The following is a 23,867-nucleotide window of genomic DNA, read 5'->3' on the forward strand; positions in this document are numbered from 1 at the left end:
GCGGTTGCAAATGACCGCCGACTTACTACCGGCACACCAGTGCGCCGACGGGCCGTTCCTCTCGATGACCATATCGTGACATCGATAGCCTGGCGTTACCGAAAAGTGATTTAGCGGCGAACGCCACTGAGAAAATCCTGGCCAGAGGTGTAATCACTGGGCCCACGGGGTACTCGTGGGCCCAGTGTGACACAGGGTGCGATTCAGCGCGGCGGCTCGGGGAACGGGTCGACCAAGCCGCACCGCTGGATCTCGTACTTCGGCACCCGGTCGATCCGGTACTTCGCGAAGTTCAGCGCGTTGCGCAGGTTGTGCTTGAACCGGTCGAAGGTGAGCGGGTCGCGCACCGAGATCATCAGCGCCTGGGTCTGCGGGCACGACATCGCCGTGCGCGCCTGGGTGACCCACTCCTCGTCCATGTACCAGGGCATCCACGGGTGGATGTCGACCATGCCCGAGTCGACGACCACCCAGTCCGGGTACAGCGCCTTGTCGTGGCCGATGCGCCCGTCGGCGAGCCGGTCCGAGTGCGCTGCCAGCGGGTAGGCCAGGCCCATCGGATCGATCACGCGCACGTCCAGCGGGACGTTCATACTGGTCATGCCCAGGTTCAGGAAGTACACCGTGTGCCCGGAACCGCCCTCGGGGATCGGCTGCGGCGGCGGATCGAGGTACCACATCGTGAACGACGGCGAGTTCAGCAGCAGGCCGCCGTTGGGGTTGTTCGCGATGTCGCGGACCATCGCCCGCATGCGCGGGTAGTCGAGGTAGTCCTCGGCCAGGATCGGGTGGTCCTTGCCGGTGTTGAGCACGTAGTAGACGCGCTCGTCGACGATGCCCGACGAGCTGATCTTGGTGCCGGTCTTGATCGCGGTGGTGCCCGCCGCGTACACCGACCAGCCCGCGGTGCCGAGCAGCGCGACCAGCACGACCGCGGTCGACCAGTCACGGGGGGTGAACGCCCGCAGCCGGACCGGCACGACGGCCACCGGCAGCAACAGCAGGAACAGCTGGGTCAGCAGCATCCGGCCGTGCATGAAGTCGCCGCCGACGCGGATCGCGTAGACGGTGAGCAGCAGGCCGCTGCCGAGCACCATGACAACGACCGCGCTCGGCGAGCGCAGCCACCCCCTGATCCCCGCCACCGACCAGGTCGGCCGCACCGCGACCCCGCGCGCCACCGCGGTGACGACACCGGCGACCAGCAGCACGAGCAGCGGGATCCACAGGTAGTACGGGCCGACCAGGTCCCAGAAGTACTTCATGCCCTGGCCCCACTTGGCCCCGCCCGCGTCCTTGGCGACCGCGGTGTTCGGGTAGGGCAGGCCGTAGTAGCCCATCCGCCAGATCTGATACGCCACCGGCACGATCCCGGCCACGGCGACGACCAGCGCGCGCAGCGCGATCGGGCCGAACCGGAACGCGGGCATCGGCGCCAGGAAGATCATGCCGAGCGCGAGCACGCCGATGAGCGTGGCCTCGGGCCGGATCAGCGGCGCGAGACCGGCGAGGAAGACGAGCCCGAGCAGGCCGGGCACCCGGACCACGGCCGCCTGGCTCCACCGGATCATCAGCCACCACAGCAGCCCGACCCAGCAGATCACCAGCCCGCTCTCCAGCCCGGAGGTCGCGTAGTCGCGGGCGGGCGGCAGCGCGATGTAGACCAGCGCGCCTGCCGGGATCAGCAGCTGCCCGGTCGTTCCGCCCCACAGCCGGGCGGTGCCGAGCATGGCGAACACCATCGCCAGCAGCGAGACCGTGAGCGCCACACCGAGCACCACGTACTCGAGCCTGGCCTGGGTGAGCCAGCTGAAGAACCAGACGAGGTAGGTCCACGCCGTGCTGGTGTTGGTCTCCACCCGCTCGTCCATGTTGAAGACGGGGCCGTTGCCCGCGAGCAGGTTGCGCACCGTGCGCAGCACGATGAGGCCGTCATCGGCGATCCAGCGCCGCTGCCACGCGCCCACCGCGAACAACACGACGGTGAGCACGATCCCACCGACGAAGGTGGCGCGGGACAGAACAGCCAGACGCGCAGGCACACGCGTCGTCCGCTCGCGTAGCCGCTCGTCTTCGGTTGTCTCCTGCTCCGCTACCACGATCTCGTCAGGTGAGATAGACAGCGACACCTACCGCTCCGATCCAGGCAATAGCGAGGAACTGCAGGATGCGGTCCCCCAGCGCGATCTCTTCGGGTTCACCGGCCTCGCCACCGTCGACGTCGACCGCGTAACGCAGGATTGCGATGGTAAACGGGATCATGGAGATCGAGTACCACTGGGTGTCGCGCAGCTCGTCCTGCTGGAACGCCCAGAGGCCGTAGAAGATGACGACCGCGGTGGCCGCGAGGGTCCAGATGAAGCGCAGGTAGGTCGGCGTGTAGTACTGCAGCGACTTGCGGATCTTGGCGCCGGTCTCCAGCGCGATCTGCAGTTCCGCGTAGCGCTTGCCCGCCGCCATGAACAGCGAACCGAACGCCATGATCAGCAGGAACCACTGCGACAGGGCGATGTCGGCGGCCGCGCCACCGGCGACGGCGCGCAGCAGGAAGCCCGAGGACACGATGCAGATGTCGAGCACGGCCTGGTGCTTGAGGCCGAGGCAGTAGGCCAACTGGATGCCGATGTAGATCGCCATCACCACGGCCAGGTGCCAGGACGCCAGGAACGAACCGGCGATCGAGCCGACCAGCAGCAGCCCGGCCAGCGCGTAAGCCAGGTTGACCGGGACGACGCCGGCCGCGATCGGCCGGAACCGCTTGGTCGGGTGCGCCCGGTCGGCCTCGACATCGAGCGAGTCGTTGACCAGGTAGATACCGGAGGCCGCCATGCAGAACACGACGAACGCGATCGCGACGTGCGCGAGCACACCCGCGTCGCCGACCGCTTCGGGGCCGACGGCCAGCGGCGCGGCGAGCACCAGGACGTTCTTCACCCACTGACGCGGGCGCATGGCCTTGATGACGCCGCCGATCAGGGTCTTCGGCGGGCCCTTCACAACACCTTCGTCGAGGACGGCGGCGGACGGTTCTTCGCTCATCTCAGCCAGGGATCTTTCGGTAGCGGTCACTGTCGGAGTCTCTTCTCGGCGGCTAGCACAGCGGCAGCCGACGCGGCCCCCAATGCGGAACCGGCGAGCACGTCGGAAGGGTAATGCACCCCGAGCACGACCCGGGACAGAAGCATCGGCGGTACGAGCACCGCAGGCAAGGGTAGCCCGGTCAATCTACCGAGCAACACCGCAGCCGCGGTGGTCGACGTGGCGTGCGAGGACGGAAAGCTCAGTTTGCTCGGCGTCGACACGTTGACCTGCACCGCTGGGCTGTTCGGGCGCGGGCGCCGCACGATCCGCTTGATCACGATCGAGGCGGCGTGCGCGCCGACGGCGCCGACCGCGACACCGGCCCACTGCCTGCGGCGCGGCTTGTCGACCAGCCAGCCCGCGGCCGCGATGCCGACCCAGCCCAGCGCGTGCTCACCGAAGTGCGACATGCCGCGCGCGGCCGACACGACCGCCGGGTTGGTGCCGATGGTCGTCTGCACGGTGTTGATGATGCCCACCTCGAGCGGCACCTCGATGTACTCGCCCTCGCCGCACGCGCAGGCGCACTCGCCGCCGCAGCCTTCCTCGGCCAGTTCCAGTTCGGGCAGTTCCGGGTTGATCGCGTTCACTTCTTCTCGGTTCCGTTCTGGCTCAGGCCGAAGGTCTTCTCCCAGGCGGCCGTGCTGGTCAGCTCGGCGTGCGCGGCCCGGTAGCGCTGCTGCATCTCCGGGAAGCGCGCGGTGAGTTCCTTGCGCAGGCGCATCGCTTCCTTGAGCAGCGCCGCCGCCTTGCGCGGGTCACGCTTGCGGTAGACCACGCCGCGCCCGTCCGCGGTCGTCACGGTGACGCCGTCGACCTGGGAGAGCAGGAACCAGCGCGCGTCCAGCGTCGGCACGTTGAGCTGCGGTGTCTCGTGCGCGGCCGGGTCGGCCTTGCGGAAGTTGTGCACCACGCCCTTGGCCAGGCGCGCGACCTTCGCGATCGGATTGCCGGGCTCGCCGGTCGCGCCGACACCGTGATGGTTGGCCAGCGGCAGCTCCGTCGAGGACGGCAGCACCACGGCGTCCGGGTACTCCTTGCGCATCGCGTGGATCTTGCCCAGCGCGCTCGGCAGCAGATCGAACAGGCCCTCCGGCCCGGCCAGGAAGTCGCGGATCGCCTCGTTCTGGATGGCGACCGTCGAGTACTCCAGGCACAGCAGATGCTTGAGGGTGGCCTTGACCGTGTTCACGATCATCGGCTTGCCGTCGCCTGGCAGGTGCAGCGAGGCCACGACCAGGCGGTTGCGCAGGTGGAAGTAGGCCTGCCAGTCGATGGCGTCGTCCTTGTCGGACCAGGCCATGTGCCACACCGCCGCACCCGGCAGGGTGATGGTCGGGTAGCCGGCGTCGCGAGCACGCAGGCCGTATTCGACGTCGTCCCACTTGAGGAACAGCGGCAGCGGCTGCCCGATCTGCTCGGCAACCCGGCGCGGGATCACGCAGGTCCACCAGCCGTTGAAGTCGACGTCGATGCGCCGGTGCAGCAGCTTGGAGTTGTCGCGGTCCTTGAGCGGATACTTCGAGAAGTCGTGGTCGTACTCGACATTCGGCGCCGAGGACCACATGAAGATCCCGCGGTCGACGACCTCGCCCATGCTGTGCAGGTGCGAACGCTCCTGCAGGTTCAGCATCTGCCCGCCGACCAGCAGCGGCGACTTGGCGAAGCGGGAGAAGGCGAGCGCGCGCAGGATCGAGTCGGGCTCGATCTCGATGTCGTCGTCCATGTAGACGATGAACTCGGCGTCGGTCTTCAGCGCCTCGTACATGACCCGGCTGTAACCGCCGGAACCACCGAGGTTGGGCTGATCGTGGATGGCGAGCCGGTTGCCCAGCGGCGCGGCGGCCTCGGTGAAGCCCGGCTCGTCGACGACCTTGCGGTTGCCCTGATCGGCCACGATGACGGCGGCGATGTTGTCCAGGACCAGCGGATCGGAGCCGAGCGCGGCCAGCGTCTTGACCAGGTCGGTCGGCCGGTTGAACGTCGGCATGCCCACCGCGATGCTGCCGGTGCCCGGCGCCTCCTGCGGTGCGTACCAGCCACCGGCCAGCAGGGTGACCGCCGTGTCGGTGGTGATGTCGAACCAGATCCAGCCGCCGTCCTCGAACGGACCCAGATCGGTCTCGAACTCGACCGTCACCGACTCCGCGCCCTGGGCGACGGCGAATTCCTTGCCCTGCACGTGGATTCGCGAACCGTCGGCCTTGGAGCGGTAGACGTCGACGCGACCGTGCCCGGCCAGTTCCAGCCGCAGCACCACCGAGTTCAGCACGCTCCAGCGCCGCCAGTAGCTGGCCGGGAGCGCGTTGAAGTAGGTGCAGAACGACACCTCCGACTCGGCGCCGATGGAGAGCGCGGTCCGGCTGGTGGCATGCGCGCGGCGCGCGTTGGTGGTGGACTCCTCCAGGTAGAGGGTCCGCACGTCGAGCGGCTCGCCCGGCCGCGGCAGGATGATCCGCTGCAGCAGCGAGATGGCGCGGGTCCCGGTCGTCACCTCGTCCAACACCGGCTGCGCGCTCACGCCTCGTCCACCAGCGTCTGGCCCGACTCGAGGTGCGGGCGCAGCACGTTCTCGAACATGCTCAGCGCCGAACCGATCGCCATGTGCATGTCCAGGTACTGGTAGGTGCCGAGGCGGCCACCGAACAGGACCTTCGACTCCGCGGTCTCCTTCTTGGCGAGCTCGCGGTAGGCCAGCAGCTTGGACCGGTCCTCGGGGGTGTTGATCGGGTAGTACGGCTCGTCACCGGTCTGCGCGAAGCGGGAGAACTCGCGCATGATGACCGTCTTGTCGGTCGGGTAGTCGCGCTCGGGGTGGAAGTGGCGCGGCTCGATGATCCGGGTGAAGGGCGCGTCGGCGTCGTTGTAGTTCATCACGCTGGTGCCCTGGAAGTCACCGGTCTCGAGCACCTCGGTCTCGAAATCGATGGTGCGCCAGCCGAGTTCGCCTTCGGCGTAGTCGAAGTAGCGGTCCAGCGGGCCGGTGTAGACGACCGGAGCGTCCGGGCTGGCTGCGCGGATCTCGTCACGCACGTCGAACCAGTCGGTGTTCAGGCGCACGTCGATGAGCTCGGAGGCGGCCATGTTCTCCAGCCACTTCGTGTACCCCTCCTTGGGCAGGCCCTCGTAGGTGTCGTTGAAGTAGCGGTTGTCGAAGGTGTAGCGCACCGGCAGGCGGGTGATGTTGCCCGCGGGCAGTTCCTTCGGGTCGGTCTGCCACTGCTTGGCGGTGTAGTCGCGCACGAACGCCTCGTAGAGCGGGCGGCCGATCAGCGAGATCGCCTTCTCCTCGAGGTTCTGCGCGTCGGCGGTCTGCACCTCGGCGGCCTGCTCGGCGATGAGCGCCTTGGCCTCGTCGGGGGTGAAGTACCGGCCGAAGAACTGCGAGATCAGGCCCAGACCCATCGGGAACTGGTAGGCCTGCCCCTTGTGCAGCGCGAACACCCGGTGCTGGTAGCCGGTGAACTCGGTGAACTGGGTGACGTAGTCCCACACCTTCTTGTTCGAGGTGTGGAACAGGTGCGCGCCGTACTTGTGGATCTCGATACCGGTTTCCGGTTCCGGCTCCGAGTAGGCGTTGCCACCGAGGTGGTAGCGGCGGTCGAGCACCAGCACCCGCTTACCCAGCAGGTTCGCGGCACGCTCGGCGACGGTCAGGCCGAAGAAGCCGGAGCCGACCACGATCAGGTCGTACGGAGAATTGTCGGAGTTACCCGGGGACGATGCGACGGTCACGGGTGCCCAGCGTATCGGAAGACTGTCGATTGTCCCGGCGGAGTCACCGACCAGGCTATGACCTGCGACGATGCCGCGGGGTCAGCGGTAGGGGTGGTGCGGGGGTGTCGCGGGGCCGGGATTGCCGTCGACGTGACCGGCCGGACCGGGGTGCGCGTAGCCGATGGGTGCCGGGCCTGGCCGGTTCTGTCGGCGGCCGGCAAGCAGTGAGATCAGCACGAGCATGAGTACGAGCGCTGCCAGTACCGCCGCCGCCGCTGTGATCCGCACCCCCGGTCGCTCCCCGATGACGACACCGCTGCCCCATCCCACGTCGTGGATGTACATGGTCACCATGATGCTGAACATCGAGTCGCGCCCGAACGCGTTGATCGCGAAATAGACGACCGCCAGTCCCGCTGCCAGCACACGACCTGCGGTCATTCGCCGCCAAAGCAGCACCGCGGCGCCGGCCCATGCCGGAACCGCGACCATGTGGGCCACAGTCATGGCCAGGATCCGACGGGAGTTGTCCGGGTCGCCCGGGCCGAGCAGATCGATTGCCCCGAATCCGACTGTCACCGCGAACACGGCGAATCCGGCCAGCACAACGGCGAGCGCGATCGCCCCCCGATGTGCGAGCACGGACACCCGAACGGAGCTCGTCACCCGTGGTCGGCCTCCTGCATACCCTGCCCCGCGATACCCGGCCGCCGCACTCGGCTGCACGAATTCAGGGACCGAGGGAGCGGACATCTGTCCATCGCGCGCCATCGGCGCCTGCCACCATTCGCCACCGGCGGACGCAACCGGCTTCGGTTCATGACCGGACGGGTGACTCACGCGTGCACCTCCGTGTTCGCACGCCCGCCGACCGAGGGCACAGGCTGTGGCTCCGCGGTCATTGATCGGTCGCTCAGTGCGGCGAGTGCTTGCACCGCGGCGAGGGCCAGGGCGAACGCCATCGTCAGCCGGGGTACCAACATGCCACCGCGTGTGGGTGCCTCGCGGCGCGGAAAACTGTGCAGCGGTGGATACCCCGGCGGCACCGAACCACCGGTCCCAGGCGACTGCCACCACTCCCCTTGACTCATGAATCCCCCGTATCGCGCGTCAGTACGGATAGGGAGCGTACGCGGGCTGACGCGCGGCACGGATCCAGCGGCCGGTGGCGGGGGCTGCGGCGCAGATCAGGATGAGTAGCGGGACGAAGGTTGCGACGACGCTGAGAATCAGCGAGCCCGGTGCGGTCTCGAAGCCCCTCGACGACGCGCGGGCTATCGAGGAACCGGCGCCGAGAATCGTGAAGCTGGACAGCACGATGAGTAGCATCCGCCCAGCGGTTTTGCGTCGGAAGAGCAAGATCGAGCCGAGCAGCCACAGCGACCCGGGAATGCAACCGAACGCGAGCACCCCGAGCATCGGCTCCTCCTCGCCGGTGGATTCACCGAGGATGACAATGGCGGCTATTCCGATGCCGATCAACACGACCAACGCGATCAGCAGTGCGAGTACGGCAGCCGTGATCGCGGTACCGCCGCCCGCGCGTGGTTGGCCGTAACCTGGTGCGGCGTACCCATGTGCATAGGCGGGCGGCGGATACGGCTGAGCCCCATAGGCCGACGCTCCGTAGGCGGGTGCGCCGTAGGCGTAGCCCTGCTGGGCATAGGGATCACCGTAACCCGGCTGCGCATGTCCACCCGCGTACGGGTCGTGGCCCTGCGGGCCGTACGGATATCCCATTCGAATCCCCCTCTTGGTCGACGGCGCGATCGCGTTGCGATCAGTACGGATAGGCCAATTGGCGGCCCGCTCGAATCCACCTTCCAGTGGAGGGCGCGGCAGCCATCACCAAGATCAATAGCGGAATGGACAGCCCGACAATGCCGCCGATCAGCCCGGCAGCAGGTTCCCCGGAACCCGAGGCGCCGATCGCGGTCGCGATTCCGCCGCCGATAACGGCGATGCTGGACAGGACGATGAGGATCACCCGGCCCGCGGTCTTACGACGGAACAGCAGGATCGACCCGAGCAGCCAGAGCAGTCCGACTGCCAATCCGCCGGCCGCGGGGGCGAAATTCGCGGCTGTCGGATTCCGCAGGCTGGTGACCGCGACCATGGCGATCGCCATGCCGCCACAGGTGACCAGCGAGATCAGCAACGCGAGCACCGCGGCGGTGATGGCCGTACCGCCACTGGGTCTCGGCTGCCCGTAACCGTAAGGGGGCGCGCCGTACCCGTAGGGCTGGGCGCCGTAGGGATAGGGCTGGGCCCCGTAATGAGCCTGCGCCGCATAGGGATCAGGCGCATAGCCCTGCTGAGCGTAACCGCCCGCGTAGGGATCAGGCGCATACCCCGGCTGGGCATACCCACCGGCATAGGGATCGGGCGCGTACCCCGGCTGGGCGTACCCACCCGCGTACGGGTCGCCGCCCTGCTGCGGTCCATACGGATAACCCATCGGATCCCCCCTCGTGAAACGTGTCGTGAGCGCAGGCTCGCCGTCGCGGAAACTATACGGTCGGTGAGCCGGGGCGGTCGGTCGTGTACGCGGCCGTCCATGGCAGTGCCGCGGGAAGCAGCACCAGTACACCGAGGGCGAGCGCGGCGAGGGCGGCTGCCCAGCTGTGGTTCACGATCGCCGTCACCGCACCGGGTACCCCGCCGAGGCCGACCGGAATCGAGCGGAGCACCGATTCCGCGGGGAACCAGTGGATGCCGTATTCGGGGTCGTAGTTCACCAGGGTGGCCAGCAGACCGAGCACGCCGAGACCGGCCTGGACGCCCGCGGCGACGATCAGCATCCAGCGTCCGGACTCGTCGCGCCGCCACAGCAGCACGCCGCCGTAACCGAAGGCGAAGGCGGCGACCAGGGCGCCGAGCGTGGCGAACAGCGTCAGCGAGTCGTCGAGCTGGGCGGGATCGCGCAGGAACGAGCGCACCAGGACGACGGCCCCCACCAGGTTCGCGGCAGCGGCCAGCCCGGCGCAGCACACGGTGGTGATCGCCGCCGCCTCACCGATTGTCGACTTCGTTTCCCGCACGACCATCCTCAGAACTTATCCCGTGCCGGGCGAGCGCGTCGTGGTCCAGCGGCGCGTCGGCTCGCTCAGGCTCAGCGCCAGGATGGCCGCGTTGAGCGCCAGCCAGAAATCCAGCGGCCCGAGCCGCCAGCCGTGACTGGCCCCGTTGAGCACGATGACCAGCAGTGTCGCCGCCGCCATCACCGCTGTCACGGTGATCAGTACCCGGCGGCCGAGCATCCGCCGCCGCAGCAACAGCGCCGCCCCGAGCAGATACACCACCCCGAGCCCGCCGACGATCCCCGCGCCCACGTAGTCGAGGTCGATCTCACGCCCGACGACCCGCAGCACCGCCGTCGCCGTGCCGACGACGATCCCGGCCACCCCGACCAGCACCCCCAGCCAGCCCGCGATCAGCGCGGTCACCGCGCGCGAAGGCCGCTCCGGCCGCACCTGCTCCACCACTGTCCCCGCTACTTGTCGACGTCGCCGTCAGTTATACGGCGGAACCGGCGGACGCGGGGTGTTCACCGCGGTGGCCTGGGCGTTCCCGCAGGCTTCGACCCACCGATGGGTTGCCGGCAGCACCGCCGCGACCAGCACGAGCACGCTCCCGAGCAGCAGGCCGACATGCAGGAGGTTCAACCCGGCACTGCGATCGGTGACGATCGGGCCGAGGTTGACGAAGACCCCCAACCCGCTGCCGATGAGCACCATCGTGAGCCCGGCCGCGCGGCGGGCGAGCAGGAGTGCGCCACCGAGGCCGAGCAGCACCGCGAAGACCGCGCCGATGCCCAGCTCGAGCTGGTTCTCCAGCTGCATCGCCGCCCAGTCGACGTCGACCTTCGGATCCCACATCTCTTCGACGACCCGCATTCCGGCGAGCCCCATCTGCACCCAGACCAGCCCGAGCACCCCGCCCAACAGTGCGAGTACCCCCGCGACAACGGCCGGCCCGGGCGGCGCGGAGTGCGCGCGACGGAGCGGAAACCCTTGTGGTGCAGCCTGAATGGACATTGCTTCCCCCGAATCGAGACACGATAGAGCGCCTTGCCGGGCGCCGAGGGGAAGCGTACCCGCGGCACGCGGACGAGAACCGCGCTCGGACACGAACTGTCCGAGCGCGGTCATCACCTCATCGTCCGGCCGCACGACCGCCGATCCCTCAGGCCGACTTCCCCGCGACGTAGGCGCGGAAGGCCTCGAGGATGTACTCGGCGGTGCCGTCGCCGTGGACGTCGTAGTTCTTCCGGAAGCGCGGGTCGGCGACGTACATCTCGCCCAGCCCCACCAGGTACTCGTCGGTGACGGCCCTGCCCTGGGTGCCGTCGCCGAGCCAGGCGCGGTGCCGTTCGACGATGGCCTGGACGGTGTCGCCCTCGACGGGAAGCCCGGCGGCGTGCGCCTTTCCGAAGTCGGCGGCGATGTCGAGCTGGGCCTGCAGGAAGGTCTGCTTTTCGGCCTCGGTGAGCGAGCGCCACCAGCGGTCGCCGCTCTCGTAGGCGTCCTTGCCCCAGCGTTCGGTCACCTCGTCCCTGTACTGAGTGTGGTCGAAGCCGTCGAAAACCTCTGCGGCCATGAGTGGTTCACCTCTTTCGGTCTTGTGCAACGTGGTCGACACCGATTCGATCTGGCGCGCGATCCGATCCTGTTGCTGCCGAAGCAGTTCCAGGTGGGTGCGCAGTGCGCCCGCGGTGTCCTGTTCACCGGCGAGAACCTCGGCGATCACCGGAAGGCCGAGGCCGAGTTCGCGCAGCAGCAGGATGCGCTGCAGGCGGATCAGGGAGTTCTGGTCGTAGTAGCGGTAGCCGTTGGCGCCGATCCGGCTCGGCTCCAGCAGGCCGAGCTGCCCGTAGTGGCGCAGCGTCCGGCTGGTGGTGCCCGCGGCCTTCGCGAGGTCCTGGATGGACCATTCACCCGCCATGACCAGCTCCTTTCTCGTCGGTGAGACCAGTCTGCAAGTTGACGTTACGTCAATGTCAACACCGAACCTCAGAACCCGATCTCCACCTCGACGGTGTCGCGTTCGGTGTACATCCGCCAGTACTCGGCGCCCAGTTCGGCATTGCCGATGCGCGGCAGCACCATCCCGTCAGGGATCAGCTCGGGGTGCGCGTCGACCTGCTCCTGCACCGCGCTGTGCTCGATGAGCGCACCGATCGAGAGCAGCCCCGCGTAGACCCCGGTGCCCACAAGTTCGGCGGCCAGCTGCCGGACATACGCGCGCTGCGCGCCGAGCGCGACGCCCATATTCGCCAGATAGGGCTGCAGATTCTCCTCGGACGCGCCGGACGAGAACAGCAGCGCGCCGCGCCCGCGCGCGACCATGCCGGGCAGCAGTGCGCGGCTGAGCCGGATCGACGAGTACACCTTGAGCGCGAGCGGCTGCTCGAGCGAGGCGACGTCGACCGCGCGGGTGGACTCCACCCGAACCGCGATTCCCGCCGCGGCCGCGTGCACCGCCACCTCGATGGGCCCGAGCTTCTCCTCGACCCGCCCGATCACCTCGGTCAGCTGGGCGGGATCGGTGATGTCGGCCGTGAACGGCTCGGCGTCGATCCCGTCCGCCCGCAAGGCGGCCACCCTTTCGGCGGCCGCCCCAGCGTCGCGGCCGATCGCCGCCACCCGAAAACCCTTGCGCCCGAAGGCTCGCGCGGTGCCCGCGCCGAGCCCCGGCCCATATCCGAAGATCGCGAGTGTGCTCATCCGACTACCCCATCAAGTTGAGTGTTGGTTCAAGTTATCGGCAACCTAGCATTAACTTGAACCATGGCTCAAGATATTTCGGCGGGCCGATTTGTAGGATCGGCGAATGCCCGAGGACAAGCCGTTGCGCAGCGACGCCAGGCGCAACCGCGACGCGCTGGTCACCGCGGCCCGTGCGCTCTTCGAGGAGCGCGGCCTCGACGCGCCGCTCAAGGACATCGCCGCACGGGCGGGCGTCGCGATCGGCACCCTGTACAACCGCTTCCCCACCCGCGACGACCTCATCGCCGCCGCGGTCGACGACCGGGTGGGCGCGGGCACCCGCATCGCCGAAGCGGCCCTGGAGATCGACGACCCGTGGGAGTCGTTCGTCCACCTGGTCGAGGGCATCTGCGCACTGCAGGCGAACGACCGCATCCTCGGCGAACTGGCTCTGCGCAACCCACCCAGCCCGGCGCTGGAACGTGCCCGCGCGCACGGGCACGAACTGATGCGCCGGATCATCACCCGTGCCCAGCGGGCCGGCGTGCTGCGCGCGGACTGGACGCTCGAGGACATCGCCTTCATCACCTGGTCGCACACCAGCGTGCTCGCCGCGACCGCGAGCGTCGCCCCCGACCTGTGGCGGCGCAATCTCGCCCTCATCCTCGACGGCCTGCGCGCGAAAGCCGCGCACCCCCTGCCCGTTCCGGCCCTCACCGAGGACCAGTTGATGCAGGTGATGCGCGGCTGAGGATTGCCCCCGTCAGCGTGCCGCGGCAAGTGGCCGCGCGGCTGCCGGATCAGGCTGGACCGCAACGGTTTCCACACCCGCCCTGGGTGGGATCTGGCCGAGCACGGTGCCCGCGAGGGCGATGGCGAGGCCGAGGACCTGCAGCGGCGTGAGCGCCTGACCGAGCGCGATCCAGCCGATCACCGCCGCCGACATCGGGCTCAGCAGACCGAGGAAGGCCACCGAAGTGGCTGGTACGCGCGAGATTCCGCGGAACCACAGCCAGTAGGCGAGCGCGGTGCCGATGATGCCGAGGTACAGGTACGCGCCGACGGCCCGCGCGTCGAGGGCGGGCGGAGCACCCTCGATCAGCACGGCGAGCGGCAGGATGAACAGGCCGCCCGCGGTGAGCTGCCACCCGGTCATGGCCAACGGGCCGACGCCGTCGGGCCGCCCCCACTTCTTGGTCAGCACCGTGCCCGCCGCCATCGACGCCGCGCCCGCCAGCCCGGCGGCCACCCCGATCAGGTCGAGCTCGACCGTGCCGCGCAGCACCACCAGCGACACCCCGAAGACGCCGATCACCCCTGCGAGCAGCTTGCGCCGGGTGGGCACCTCGGCGAGCAGCACGGCCGCCAGACCGAGCGCGAACATCGGCGCCACCGCGCCGAGCACCCCGGCCACACCGCCGGGCAGCCGGTACGCGGCGACGAACAGCAGTGGGAAGAACGCGCCGATATTGAGCACGCCGAGCACCGCGGCCCGGCCGATCCAGGCGCCGCGCGGCAGCGTCCTGGTGAACGCGAGCAGCAGCAGACCGGCGGGCAGAGCGCGCACCAGCGCGGTGAACAGCGGCCGGTCCGGCGGCAGGAACTCGGTGGTGACCGCGTAGGTGGAGCCCCACACGATGGGGGTGAGGGCCGTGAGTGCGAGGGTGCCCGCGTAGCCGGTCGGGCGGGTCGCGATCGTCATGTTCGCTCCTGATTGATAATCTCAACGTTGAAATATCTACCCGGCGGAGCTGCTCAACGTCAAGTAGATGAACGTTAAGAGTTTCAATCGAGAGGAAATCGCATGCGGGACGCGATCGACCTGATCACCGAGCACTGGGCGCAGCAGCGGCCGGACGTCGACGTCTCACCGATGGCGATCATCGGGCGGATCACCCGCCTTTCCCGCCTGCTCGACCAGGAGCTCAAACGCTTCTTCGCGGCGCACGGGCTGGAATTCTGGGAGTTCGACGTGCTCGCCACGCTGCGCCGCTCCGGCGGCGACTCCGGCCTCACCGCGGGCGCGCTCAACCGCGCCGCCATGGTCACCTCGGGCGCGATCACCAACCGCATCGACCGCCTGGCCGCCAAGAACCTCGTCCGCCGCGCCCCCTGCGCCGACGACCGGCGCTCGGTCTTCGTCCAGCTCACCGACGAGGGGCGCGCCCTGGTCGACGAGCTGCTGCCACTGCACATGGCCAATGAACAACGCCTGCTCGCGTCCCTCGGCACCGACGATCGCGCGCAGCTCGAGGGCCTGCTCCGCGCACTCGCCGTCGGGCTCGACGACACCAAGCTCGACTGAGCACCGATCTCGGAAACCCTTCCGCCAGAACATGTCCGCCGGGTCCGTGCTGAGCGACGAGCTCCGTGCCGGATCGATCGGCGGGTCCCGGCGCTAGCCGACCGGCGCGGGTGCCACCGGAACCTGTTCGGCCGGAATGCTTTCGGCCGGCACCTGGTCGACGGGGAGCTGTCCGACCGGAGCCTGGTCCGCAGGCACCGGCTGCCCCGGCGGCACCTGGGCCTGCCCGCCGTGCGTGCCAGGAGCTTGCTCGCCCGGCGCGGCGGGCCTCGCGCCGCCCGGCGGAACCCCCTGCGGCGCACCAGCTTCGGGGCTGTCCGAATCGGCCGACGCGGACGGTGGCAACTGATCGGCTACGTCCGGAACCAACTGCAGCAGCGTCGAGAAATCGACCACCTGCGCGCCGAGGGTCTTCGTCGCGATGATCACGCCGTTCGTGTACATCCGGTAGGTGCCCGCCCGTTGCGGCAGCAGCATTTCCGGGCCGATGGGCGCGCCGATCGAGCTCTCGGGACCGCCGATGCGGCGGTACTCGGTGTCGATCGCACTCTCGCCCGCGAGTGCCTCGATGGTCGGGTCGGGCCGCGTCGGCGCGGTGGGAGCCGTTGGCGCCGGGGCGGTTTCGACGAGCTCGTCGGGCGCGGGGCCAACGGCGAAGGTCTCGATGTCGGCGGGGCGGCCGCCGTCGGGGGCCGCCGAGTACTCGGTGCGCAGGATGAGCCCGTCGCGCAGGAGCACGGTGCCCACGGTGGCCGCGACCGCCTCGGTGGTGCGCGCGTCCTCCTTCACCGTCCCCGGATACACCTGGCAGTCGGTGGTGTCGCAGGTCTGCGCGTAGGGGTAGCGGTTCTCGGCGAGCGCGTAGGAACGGGCCGCGATGGCCTGCGCGCGCAGGGCCTCGAACGCGCCCTGATCGGCCCAGTTGGCTTGCATCTCGGCGGGCAGCAGGCCGGCGAGATAGTCGTCCAGGTCGACCTGGTTGACGGTCCGGTACGCGCCGTTCTCCAGCGCGACACCGAGCGCGCCGCGATAGGCGGTGCCGCCGCACAGCGTGAGGTGTTCGTCGGCGGGCCTGCCCGGCCCGGCGTCGACGGGATAGACGAACGGGTCGTCGGTCGCGGCCTGCCAGAGCACCTCGCCGTCGCAGCCCGCGGTCACCACGACGCTGGCGCCGCCGTCCGGGAGCGGGGTGAGGTGCGCGGCCTCGTTGGGACCGATCATCCGGCCCGCGACCTGCGCGCCCGCGGCGGCGAAGGTGTCGAGGGTGGCATCGTCCTGCGCCTGTAATCGCACGCCGATCGTCGTCTGCCCGATCTGGCCGAATTCGGCGCCGGGGTAGTAGTGGCCGAGGATCTCCTCGGCGCTCCAGCCCGCACGCGCGTTGTCGAACGCGCCGACCTGACTCATCCCGCGCCCGTGCCCGGCCCCGACCGTCGGCGTGACCTGCCCGGGGAGGACCTGCCACAGCCCGATCGCGCCGGTCAGCGCCAGTGCGGAACCGCCGACGAGCACCGGCAGCGGCACCGTCCGCAGCATCGGCGCCGCGCGGCGCCTGGTGCCGCGGCGGGTTCTGCGGTTGATCTTGAAGTCGGCTCTCATCTTGCGCTCCCACGGTTTCGGTGTTCGACCGGCGGCGCTCGCGTCGGCATGTCGTCGTGTCCGAGCGGGTTCCGAAGGCTACATTCGAGCAATCACATAATCCTCAAGTAGAGGTTGAGATGTGTGACGTATGTTAACTAGTGTGGTGTGTGAGGCGATAGGAAGCAAGCATCACTTGCCGGTAATGGTCCGGATGCCACCAAGGTCTACGAGCTCGACCGTGATTGGAGAAGGCACGTGCGATACCGAAAGCCGAAACGTTCCTACGTGCTCCCGGTGGTCACCACGCTCGCGGTCGCAGCGCCCATCGGCGCGTTCGCACTGAGCGATTCGACCGATTACCGCAGCACCAACGATTCCCAGCTCACCGCCGTCCCGACCCAGCTGGCGGAGGTCGCGCTGAACTCGGCTCCCGACATCACGATCCCCCTGCGTGAGCTGACCGGCCTCGACCTGCCCGATCTGCACCTGTCCGACCTGCAGATGCTGCCGCTGCCGACCTCGATCCCGGTGCCGCCGGGATTACCGGTGCCGCCGGGCGTGGCGCTGCCCACCGAGATCCCGCTGCCGCCGATCCCGAACAAGTCCCAGCCGACGGCCACCGCGACACCGACGCCGCAGAACGGCGCACCCGCGCAGCAGAACGCGCCGGGTCGTCCGCCTGCCCCGAGCACGTCGGTCCAGACCGCCCCGCCGACTCAGCCACCGGCCCCGGCCCCGGCCGCGCCTGGACCAGCCGCCCAAGCTCCCGCGGCACCGGCCCCCACCGCGCCTGCCCCTGCGGCACCGGCCCCCGCCGCGCCTGCCCCCGCGGGACCTGCGCCCGCTGAAGCCGCACCCGCCCCAGCCGCACCAGCCGCGCCTGCAGCACCCGCACCGGCAGCTCCCGCGCCGGGCGCACCCGCACCGGCCGCACCGAGCACCACCCCGCCCGCGCCGACGACCACCGCCCCCGCGGGCGGCCCGGTCGCCCAGACCCGCCCCGCCGGCACGAAATTCATCGCCGACCCGGCCAACCTGGAGCCCGGCACCAACCCCGACACCCCCGCCCTCTCCCCCGGCGCGGTCGGCCCCGACCTCATCGATCAGGTCGGCGCCCAGGTCAAGGAACTCTCCCAGGAGACCCCGTTCAGCATGGTCGCGCTCACCGCGCGCGACATGGTGAACACCACCACCAAGCTGCGCGCCAAGCAGCAGGACGGCAACTGGGGTCCCTGGTACAACGCCGATCCGGTCGACACCAGGGCCACCGATCACGCCCCGGCCGACGCGCCGACCGGTACCGAACCGATCTACGTCGGCGAGACCACCGCCGTGCAGATGCTGGTCACCCGCAAGCCGACCGCCGCGCCCGACCACAGCGATCCGGCGCACGTCACCGAGGCCGCGCTCAAGGCCGTGCTGATCAACCCGGGTCGCGCCGCCATCGACGCCGCCCTCAACGATGTCGCCGCGGCGCTGCCCGGCGGCGGCCCGAAGGTGATCACCCGCGCGCAGTGGGGCGCCGACGAGTCGATCCGCTGCGAGGAACCCACCTACGACGACGGCCTGGGCGGCATCACCGTGCACCACACGGCCGGCCGCAACGACTACAGCCGCGCCGAGTCGGCGGGCATCGTCCGCGCGATCTACGCCTATCACGCCGAGACCCTCGGCTGGTGCGATGTCGGCTACAACGCCCTCGTCGACCATTACGGCCAGATCTTCGAGGGTCGCTACGGCGGTCTCGACCGCGCGGTGCAGGGCGCCCACGCCGGTGGCTTCAACGAGAACACCGCGGGCGTCGCGCTGATGGGCAACTACGAGTCGGAGACGCCGAGCGAGGAGTCGATCAACGCGATCGGCAAGTTCATCGGCTGGCGCTCGAAGGTGGCCGGGCTCAACCCCAAGGGCCACACCACGATGTACTCCGAGGGCACCGAGTTCACGCCCTACGCCCAGAACGAGGCCGTCGACCTGCCGGTGGTGTTCGCGCACCGCGATGTCGGCAACACCGACTGCCCCGGTGACGCGGCCTACTCGCTGATGGACCGCATCCGCAGCATCGCCGCGAGCAACACGGGCACCTACTCCTCCCCGGCGACGCCGGCCCGGCCGCCGAGCCAGCAGGCCCGCGCACCGCAGGGCAACATGGCGGAGCTGGGCGCGCTGGTCGACAAGCTGCTCGGGCTCTCCGGGGAGAACGAGATCGCCAGGCACTGGGTGAGCCGCGGCGGTGTCGACGGCCCGCTCGGCGCGCCGCAGTCGGACCTGATGTCGGGCGCCGAGGGCCGCCAGTACGCCAAGTTCGCCAACGGCTACGTGTTCTCCGGCGAGAACGGCCAGGTCTTCGAGGTGGTCGGCGCGATCCTGGATCGCTACCTGAGCCTGGGTGGCGACGCGGGCGTGCTCGGTCTGCCGACCGGCAGCGCCTACCTCGTTCCGGACGGTCTGCGCACCGATTTCCAGAACGGATCGCTGGTGCTCAACGAGCTCACCGGCATCGTCACCACGTTCTGGAAGACCTACAACGAGACGTACAAGGCCGAGATGGAGGGCATGAACGGCAAGCCGGAGCAGGCGCCGGCGACCACGGCCCCCAAGTCGACGGTGCCCGCGACTCCCTCCGCGCCCGCACCGACCGAACCGCAGGCCCCGGCGACGCCGCAGGCCACCCCCGTCGAGCCGGCTCCGGCGCAGCCGCCGGTCGCCGCGGAACCCGCCCCGGCCGGCTGACACCCGGTCAGGCGAAGAACGGCCGGTGCCCCTCGCTCCGAGGGCACCGGCCGTTGTTCGTTGTCGCTCAGCCCCACCAGCGCTCGAGCACCATGGCCACCCCGTCGTCGACATTGCGTCCGGTGACCTCGTCGGCCGCGGCCCGTGCCTCCGGATGCGCGTTCCCCATCGCCACCCCGTGCCCGGCCATGGTCAGCATCGGCACATCGTTGGGCATGTCGCCGAACGCGACGATCGACGAGTCGTCGACACCCACCCGGCGCGCCACCTCGGCCAGCCCCGAGGCCTTGGTGATGCCGGGTACCGCGAGCTCGATCAGCCCGTTCTCGGTGGAGTAGGTGATCTCGGCACGGTCGCCGATCAGCGGGGCCAGCGCGGCACGCATCTCGGAGCTGCGGGCCGAACTGAGCCGGATCAGCATCTTGATCGCCGGCGCGTCGATGACCTCGGCGTGCGAGACGACGGTGTCGTCGGGATTGAGCCAGGCGTGCTCGTAGGTGGGCGAGCTGACGAACTGCGGGGTGGCCGCGTCGTGCGCGCTCGCGCCGACCCGCTCGGTCGCCAGCCCGCAGCCGGGTAGCGCGCGTTCGGCGAGTTCGGCCAGCCAGGCGAGGGTGTCGACGTCGAGGGTGTGGCTGGACAGCACACGATCACTGGCGCTGTCGTAGATGACGGCGCCGTTGCCGCACACCGCGAGCGGCGCGTACCCGAGTTCGCTGACGACCGGCTCGATCCAGCGGGGCGGCCTGCCGGTCGCGAGCACGAAGGTGGCTCCGTCGGCAACGAGCGCGGCGACGGTGGCTTTGGTACGGGCCGACACCTTGTCGAGGTCGTCGATCAGGGTGCCGTCGACATCGGTGGCGACCAGTTGCGGTTTCGGGTGCACGGGCGTCATCCGTTCCATCCTGCCGCACGTCGCCACACGCCGACGCCGGACTGTCCTTATGATCAGGGCCTGAATACGCGATCCAGAGGGGACTGATGACCGGCTTCTTGTTGCGGCGCGCGCTCAACTACGTCGTGCTCCTGCTGCTGGCCTCGTTCCTCACGTTCAGCCTGGCTTCGCTCACGTTCCGTCCGCTCGACAGTCTCGAGCAGCGCAATCCACGTCCGCCGCAGTCCGTGATCGACGCGAAGGCCGAGGAACTGCATCTCGACGAGCCGATCCCCCAGCGCTATCTCACCTGGCTCGGCGGTGTCGTGCAAGGGGATTTCGGGACCACACTGGCCGGGCAGCCGGTGAGTGAGGAATTGGGCCGTCGCGTCGCGGTGAGCCTGCGGCTGCTGATCCTCGGTTCGGTGCTCGGCACCGTGCTCGGTGTGTTGATCGGCGCGGCGGGCGCGATCCGGCAGTACCGGTTCAGTGACTATTTCACGACGATACTTTCCCTGCTGATCATCTCGACGCCGGTGTTCTTGCTGGCCACCCTGCTGAAATACGGTGCGCTACAGATCAATACGGCCGCAGGTACGCAGATCTTCCTCTACACCGGCGAGACCTCGGCCGATCAGGTCGTGGGCTTCTGGAATCAGATGGTCGACCGCGCACAGCATCTCGTGCTGCCGACGCTGGTGCTGGTACTCGGCGCCGCGGCCGGTTACAGCCGCTACCAGCGCAACGCCATGCTCGACGTACTGCAGAGCGATTTCATCCGCACCGCCAGGTCGAAGGGGCTTTCCCGCAATCGCGCCCTGTACAAGCACGGCCTGCGCACCGCGCTGATACCGATGGCCACGCTGTTCGCCTACAGCCTCGGTGGACTGATCACCGGATCGGTGTTCGTCGAACGAATCTTCGGCTGGCACGGCGTCGGCGAATGGTTCGTCAACGGCGTGAACGCCCAGGACCTCTACATCGTCGTCACGGTCGCCACCTTCGCCGGATTGGTGGTGCTGGTGTCGGGATTGCTGTCCGATATCGTGCTGGCGCTGCTCGACCCGAGGGTGCGTATCTCATGACAGAAACCGAACTCATCGTCGCGGGAGCACCCGAGCCGGTCGCGGCGGGGCGGGGCAAGCTGGTCTGGCGCCGATTCCTGCGCAACAAGCCCGCCGTGGTCGGCGCGGCCGTGCTGCTTCTGCTGCTGATCGCCAGCTTCGCGGTGCCGCCGCTGCTGCCGTGGGACTACCAGCAGATCGACTACAAGGCGCTGCTGAAGCCGCCGAGTGCCGAACATCCGTTCGGCACCACCCAGATCGGCCAGGACGTGCTCGCCCAGACCATGCGTGGGCTGCAGAAGTCACTGATCATCGGCTTCTGCGTCGCGCTGTTCGCCAGCGTCATCGCAGCCACGGCGGGCGCGCTTGCCGGGCTGCTGGGCGGCTGGACCGACCGGGCCATCATGTGGCTGGTCGACCTGCTGCTCGTCGTGCCCGCGTTCATCATCATCGCCCTGTTCGCCCCGCGCACAAAGGGTTCCGGGTCGATCATCATCCTGATCGCGCTGCTCAGCGTGTTCGGGTGGATGATCTCCGCGCGCATCATCCGCGGCCTCACGCTGAGTCTGCGGGAACGCGAGTTCATCCGCGCCGCGAGATACATGGGCGCGCCGACCCGCCGGATCATCATCAGCCACATCCTCCCGAACATCGCCTCGATCCTGATCATCGACACCACCCTCGCCGTCGGCGCCGCCATCAGCGCCGAAACCGGCTTGAGCTTCCTCGGTTTCGGCGTGCAGCCGCCCGATGTGTCGCTGGGTTCGCTGATCGCCGCGGGCACCAAGTCGGCCCTCACCTACCCCTGGCTGTTCCTGTTCGCCGGTGGCCTGCTGATCACGATCGTGTTGTGCGCCAACCTCGTCGGCGACGGGCTCCGCGACGCCTTCGACCCCGGCGCGCGCGGCGCCCGCAAGGCGCGCAAGGACATCGCCGAGCAGAAGGAGAAGCGATGACGACCTCGACCGCGCCGCTGCTCGAAGTCACCGACCTGCGCGTCTCCTTCCCCGGTGAGGAGGGGCGCGTCGACGCGGTGCGCGGGGTGAACTTCACCGTCGCCGACGGCGAGGTGCTCGCCATCGTCGGCGAATCCGGTTCCGGCAAGTCGGTCTCCTCGCTCGCCGTGATCGGCCTGCTGCCCGAACAGGCGCGCGTGCAGGGCTCGATCCGGCTGCGCGGGCGTGAGCTGCTCGGTCTCGGCGACAAGCAGATGTCGAAGTTGCGTGGCTCCTCGATCAGCATGGTGTTCCAGGACCCGCTCTCGGCGCTGACCCCGGTGTACCGGGTGGGCGACCAGGTGGCCGAGGCCCTGCTCGCGCACGGCTCGATGACCCGCAAGGAGGCGGGCGAACGCGCGATCGACCTGCTGGAGCTCGTCGGCATCCCCGATGCGCGGCTGCGCGCGCGGAACTTCCCGCACGAGTTCTCCGGCGGCATGCGCCAGCGCGTGGTGATCGCCATGGCCATCGCCAACGATCCGGCGCTGATCATCTGCGACGAGCCGACCACCGCACTCGACGTGACGGTGCAGCGCCAGATCCTCGACCTGCTGCGCAAGGCGCGCGACATCACCGGCGCCGGCGTCATCATGATCACCCACGACATGGGCATCGCGGCCACCATCGCCGACCGGGTCGCGGTGATGTACGCGGGCAAGGTCGTCGAAACCGCCCCGGTCGCTGAGCTTTTCACCGCGCCGCGAATGCCGTACACCGTCGGCCTGCTCGGGTCCATCCCGCGCATGGACGGGCCGGCACGCTCCCCACTCATCCCGATCGTCGGCGCGCCTCCGGCCATGCACGCGCTGCCACGCGGCTGCTCGTTCGCCCCCCGCTGCCCGATCTCGATCGACGACTGCACCGCCGCGGAGCCGCCGTTGGAGAAGGTCGCGCCCCGGCACGCGGTGGCCTGTATCCGCACCGCCGAGGTCGGCACCGCGCAGTTGTTCGAGGCCTACCGCAAGGAGATCCCGGCACCGCCGAAGCCGGAGGCCGTCGATTCCGAGGTGGTGCTGCGGGTCACCGACCTGGTGAAGACCTTCCCGCTCACCTCCGGCGTGGTGCTGCGCCGCAAGACCGGCGAGGTCCGCGCGGTCGACGGCATCAGTTTCAGCGTCCGCGCCGGCCGCACGCTGGCGCTGGTCGGCGAATCGGGGTCGGGCAAGTCGACCACGCTCAGCCAGATCATGGACCTGGTGCGCCCGCAGGCGGGCACCATCGAGGTGCTCGGCACCGACGTCGCCGCCCTCACCAAGGCACGCACCCGCGAGATCCGCCGCAAGATGCAGATCGTCTTCCAGGATCCCAGCGCCTCCCTCGACCCACGCCTGCCGATCTTCGACGCGCTCGCCGAACCGCTGCGCATCGACGGCCGCTCGCACGAGGAGGTCAACCGCCGGGTGCCCGAACTGCTGCGCCAGGTCGGCCTGCGCCCCGAGCACGCCGAGCGCTACCCCGCCGATTTCTCCGGCGGTCAGAAACAGCGCATCAGCATCGCCCGCGCCCTCGCCCTCGACCCCGAACTGCTCGTCCTGGACGAACCCGTCTCCTCCCTCGACGTGTCCATCCAGGCAGGCGTCCTGAACCTGCTGCGCGACCTGCAAGCCGAACGCGGCCTGTCCTACTTGTTCGTCTCCCACGACCTGTCGGTGGTCCGCAACCTCGCCCACGACATCGCGGTCATGCTGCGCGGCAAGATCGTCGAATCCGGCCCGGCGGAGCAGATCTTCGCGAATCCTCAGCACGAATACACCCGCAAGCTGATCGCGGCCGTACCGGAACCCGTCGTCAGCGGTTGAGCCAGGA

General features: G+C 69.3%; 22 protein-coding genes. 6 read left to right on the forward strand and 16 right to left on the reverse strand.

The genetic code is table 11. From position 1 onward, the window contains the following. Positions 1-203 precede the first annotated feature (203 nt). From zomB to AB0H56_RS18385, 13 genes are all read right to left on the reverse strand, one after another. Positions 204-2,042, reverse strand: a complete 1,839-nt coding sequence (gene zomB / locus AB0H56_RS18325) for a flagellar motor control protein ZomB (RefSeq protein WP_357164274.1) — start codon at positions 2,040-2,042, stop codon at positions 204-206. A gap of 64 nt (positions 2,043-2,106) precedes the next feature. Then, the gene (locus AB0H56_RS18330) at positions 2,107-3,039 is read right to left on the reverse strand and encodes a decaprenyl-phosphate phosphoribosyltransferase (protein ID WP_357164277.1); all 933 of its coding nucleotides are present in this window, start codon (positions 3,037-3,039) and stop codon (positions 2,107-2,109) included. A 26-nt stretch (positions 3,040-3,065) separates the two neighbouring features. Then, positions 3,066-3,578, reverse strand: coding sequence for a phosphatase PAP2 family protein (locus tag AB0H56_RS18335; RefSeq protein ID WP_357164521.1), 513 nt, complete (start codon positions 3,576-3,578; stop codon positions 3,066-3,068). An 89-nt stretch (positions 3,579-3,667) separates the two neighbouring features. Beyond that, positions 3,668-5,602 (reverse strand): glycosyltransferase, encoded by a 1,935-nt coding sequence (locus AB0H56_RS18340; RefSeq protein ID WP_357164280.1) that lies wholly within the window; start codon positions 5,600-5,602, stop codon positions 3,668-3,670. Beyond that, the gene (glf, locus tag AB0H56_RS18345) at positions 5,599-6,816 is read right to left on the reverse strand and encodes a UDP-galactopyranose mutase (protein WP_357164283.1); all 1,218 of its coding nucleotides are present in this window, start codon (positions 6,814-6,816) and stop codon (positions 5,599-5,601) included. The genes AB0H56_RS18340 and glf overlap by 4 nt, the downstream gene beginning before the upstream one ends. Before the next feature lie 81 nt (positions 6,817-6,897). After that, the gene (locus AB0H56_RS18350; protein WP_357164286.1) at positions 6,898-7,638 is read right to left on the reverse strand and encodes a hypothetical protein; all 741 of its coding nucleotides are present in this window, start codon (positions 7,636-7,638) and stop codon (positions 6,898-6,900) included. 270 nt (positions 7,639-7,908) lie between these two features. Further along, the gene (locus AB0H56_RS18355) at positions 7,909-8,538 is read right to left on the reverse strand and encodes a hypothetical protein (protein WP_357164289.1); all 630 of its coding nucleotides are present in this window, start codon (positions 8,536-8,538) and stop codon (positions 7,909-7,911) included. A gap of 40 nt (positions 8,539-8,578) precedes the next feature. Next, positions 8,579-9,256: a hypothetical protein gene (locus tag AB0H56_RS18360; protein ID WP_357164292.1), complete on the reverse strand. Its 678-nt coding sequence runs from the start codon at positions 9,254-9,256 to the stop codon at positions 8,579-8,581. 52 nt (positions 9,257-9,308) lie between these two features. After that, positions 9,309-9,845 carry a hypothetical protein gene (locus tag AB0H56_RS18365; RefSeq protein ID WP_357164295.1) on the reverse strand — a complete coding sequence of 179 codons (537 nt, stop codon included), beginning with the start codon at positions 9,843-9,845 and terminating at the stop codon, positions 9,309-9,311. A gap of 9 nt (positions 9,846-9,854) precedes the next feature. After that, on the reverse strand, positions 9,855-10,280 hold the full coding sequence (locus tag AB0H56_RS18370; RefSeq protein ID WP_357164298.1) for a hypothetical protein: 426 nt from the start codon (positions 10,278-10,280) through the stop codon (positions 9,855-9,857). 30 nt (positions 10,281-10,310) lie between these two features. Further along, positions 10,311-10,733 carry a hypothetical protein gene (locus AB0H56_RS18375; RefSeq protein ID WP_357164301.1) on the reverse strand — a complete coding sequence of 141 codons (423 nt, stop codon included), beginning with the start codon at positions 10,731-10,733 and terminating at the stop codon, positions 10,311-10,313. 250 nt (positions 10,734-10,983) lie between these two features. Continuing rightward, entirely contained in the window at positions 10,984-11,742 is a 759-nt protein-coding gene (locus AB0H56_RS18380) for a TipAS antibiotic-recognition domain-containing protein (RefSeq protein ID WP_357164303.1), read from the reverse strand. 68 nt (positions 11,743-11,810) lie between these two features. Further along, positions 11,811-12,524: an SDR family oxidoreductase gene (locus AB0H56_RS18385; RefSeq protein WP_357164306.1), complete on the reverse strand. Its 714-nt coding sequence runs from the start codon at positions 12,522-12,524 to the stop codon at positions 11,811-11,813. A 106-nt stretch (positions 12,525-12,630) separates the two neighbouring features. Between AB0H56_RS18385 and AB0H56_RS18390 the strand changes: the two genes are divergently transcribed. Continuing rightward, entirely contained in the window at positions 12,631-13,257 is a 627-nt protein-coding gene (locus AB0H56_RS18390; RefSeq protein ID WP_357164309.1) for a helix-turn-helix domain-containing protein, read from the forward strand. A 12-nt stretch (positions 13,258-13,269) separates the two neighbouring features. Here the strand turns inward: AB0H56_RS18390 and AB0H56_RS18395 are convergent, their stop codons facing one another. Next, the gene (locus tag AB0H56_RS18395; protein WP_357164312.1) at positions 13,270-14,208 is read right to left on the reverse strand and encodes an EamA family transporter; all 939 of its coding nucleotides are present in this window, start codon (positions 14,206-14,208) and stop codon (positions 13,270-13,272) included. Positions 14,209-14,310: 102 nt separating this feature from the next. Between AB0H56_RS18395 and AB0H56_RS18400 the strand changes: the two genes are divergently transcribed. Continuing rightward, positions 14,311-14,811: a MarR family transcriptional regulator gene (locus tag AB0H56_RS18400; protein WP_357164315.1), complete on the forward strand. Its 501-nt coding sequence runs from the start codon at positions 14,311-14,313 to the stop codon at positions 14,809-14,811. A 93-nt stretch (positions 14,812-14,904) separates the two neighbouring features. On the opposite strand, the gene AB0H56_RS18405 is transcribed toward AB0H56_RS18400, so the two are convergent. Continuing rightward, positions 14,905-16,410 (reverse strand): SpoIID/LytB domain-containing protein, encoded by a 1,506-nt coding sequence (locus AB0H56_RS18405; RefSeq protein ID WP_357164318.1) that lies wholly within the window; start codon positions 16,408-16,410, stop codon positions 14,905-14,907. A gap of 237 nt (positions 16,411-16,647) precedes the next feature. On the opposite strand from AB0H56_RS18405, the gene AB0H56_RS18410 reads away from it, so the two are divergent. Next, positions 16,648-19,125, forward strand: a complete 2,478-nt coding sequence (locus AB0H56_RS18410) for an N-acetylmuramoyl-L-alanine amidase (protein ID WP_357164321.1) — start codon at positions 16,648-16,650, stop codon at positions 19,123-19,125. Between the two features lie 67 nt (positions 19,126-19,192). Here the strand turns inward: AB0H56_RS18410 and AB0H56_RS18415 are convergent, their stop codons facing one another. Next, positions 19,193-20,020, reverse strand: a complete 828-nt coding sequence (locus AB0H56_RS18415; protein WP_357164324.1) for an HAD family hydrolase — start codon at positions 20,018-20,020, stop codon at positions 19,193-19,195. A gap of 86 nt (positions 20,021-20,106) precedes the next feature. Here AB0H56_RS18415 and AB0H56_RS18420 point away from each other — a divergent pair, with 86 nt between their 5' ends. From AB0H56_RS18420 to AB0H56_RS18430, 3 genes are read left to right on the forward strand one after another with little or no spacing between them, the layout of a single operon-like run. Further along, positions 20,107-21,084, forward strand: a complete 978-nt coding sequence (locus tag AB0H56_RS18420; RefSeq protein ID WP_357164327.1) for an ABC transporter permease — start codon at positions 20,107-20,109, stop codon at positions 21,082-21,084. Continuing rightward, a complete protein-coding gene (locus AB0H56_RS18425; RefSeq protein WP_357164330.1) occupies positions 21,081-22,019 on the forward strand; it encodes an ABC transporter permease in 939 nt (312 codons plus the stop codon). The genes AB0H56_RS18420 and AB0H56_RS18425 overlap by 4 nt, the downstream gene beginning before the upstream one ends. Then, entirely contained in the window at positions 22,016-23,860 is a 1,845-nt protein-coding gene (locus tag AB0H56_RS18430) for an ABC transporter ATP-binding protein (protein ID WP_357164333.1), read from the forward strand. The genes AB0H56_RS18425 and AB0H56_RS18430 overlap by 4 nt, the downstream gene beginning before the upstream one ends. Positions 23,861-23,867 lie beyond the last annotated feature (7 nt).

This window comes from Nocardia sp. NPDC050717 (assembly GCF_040654275.1).
In the GTDB taxonomy this organism is placed as follows: Bacteria; Actinomycetota; Actinomycetes; order Mycobacteriales; family Mycobacteriaceae; genus Nocardia.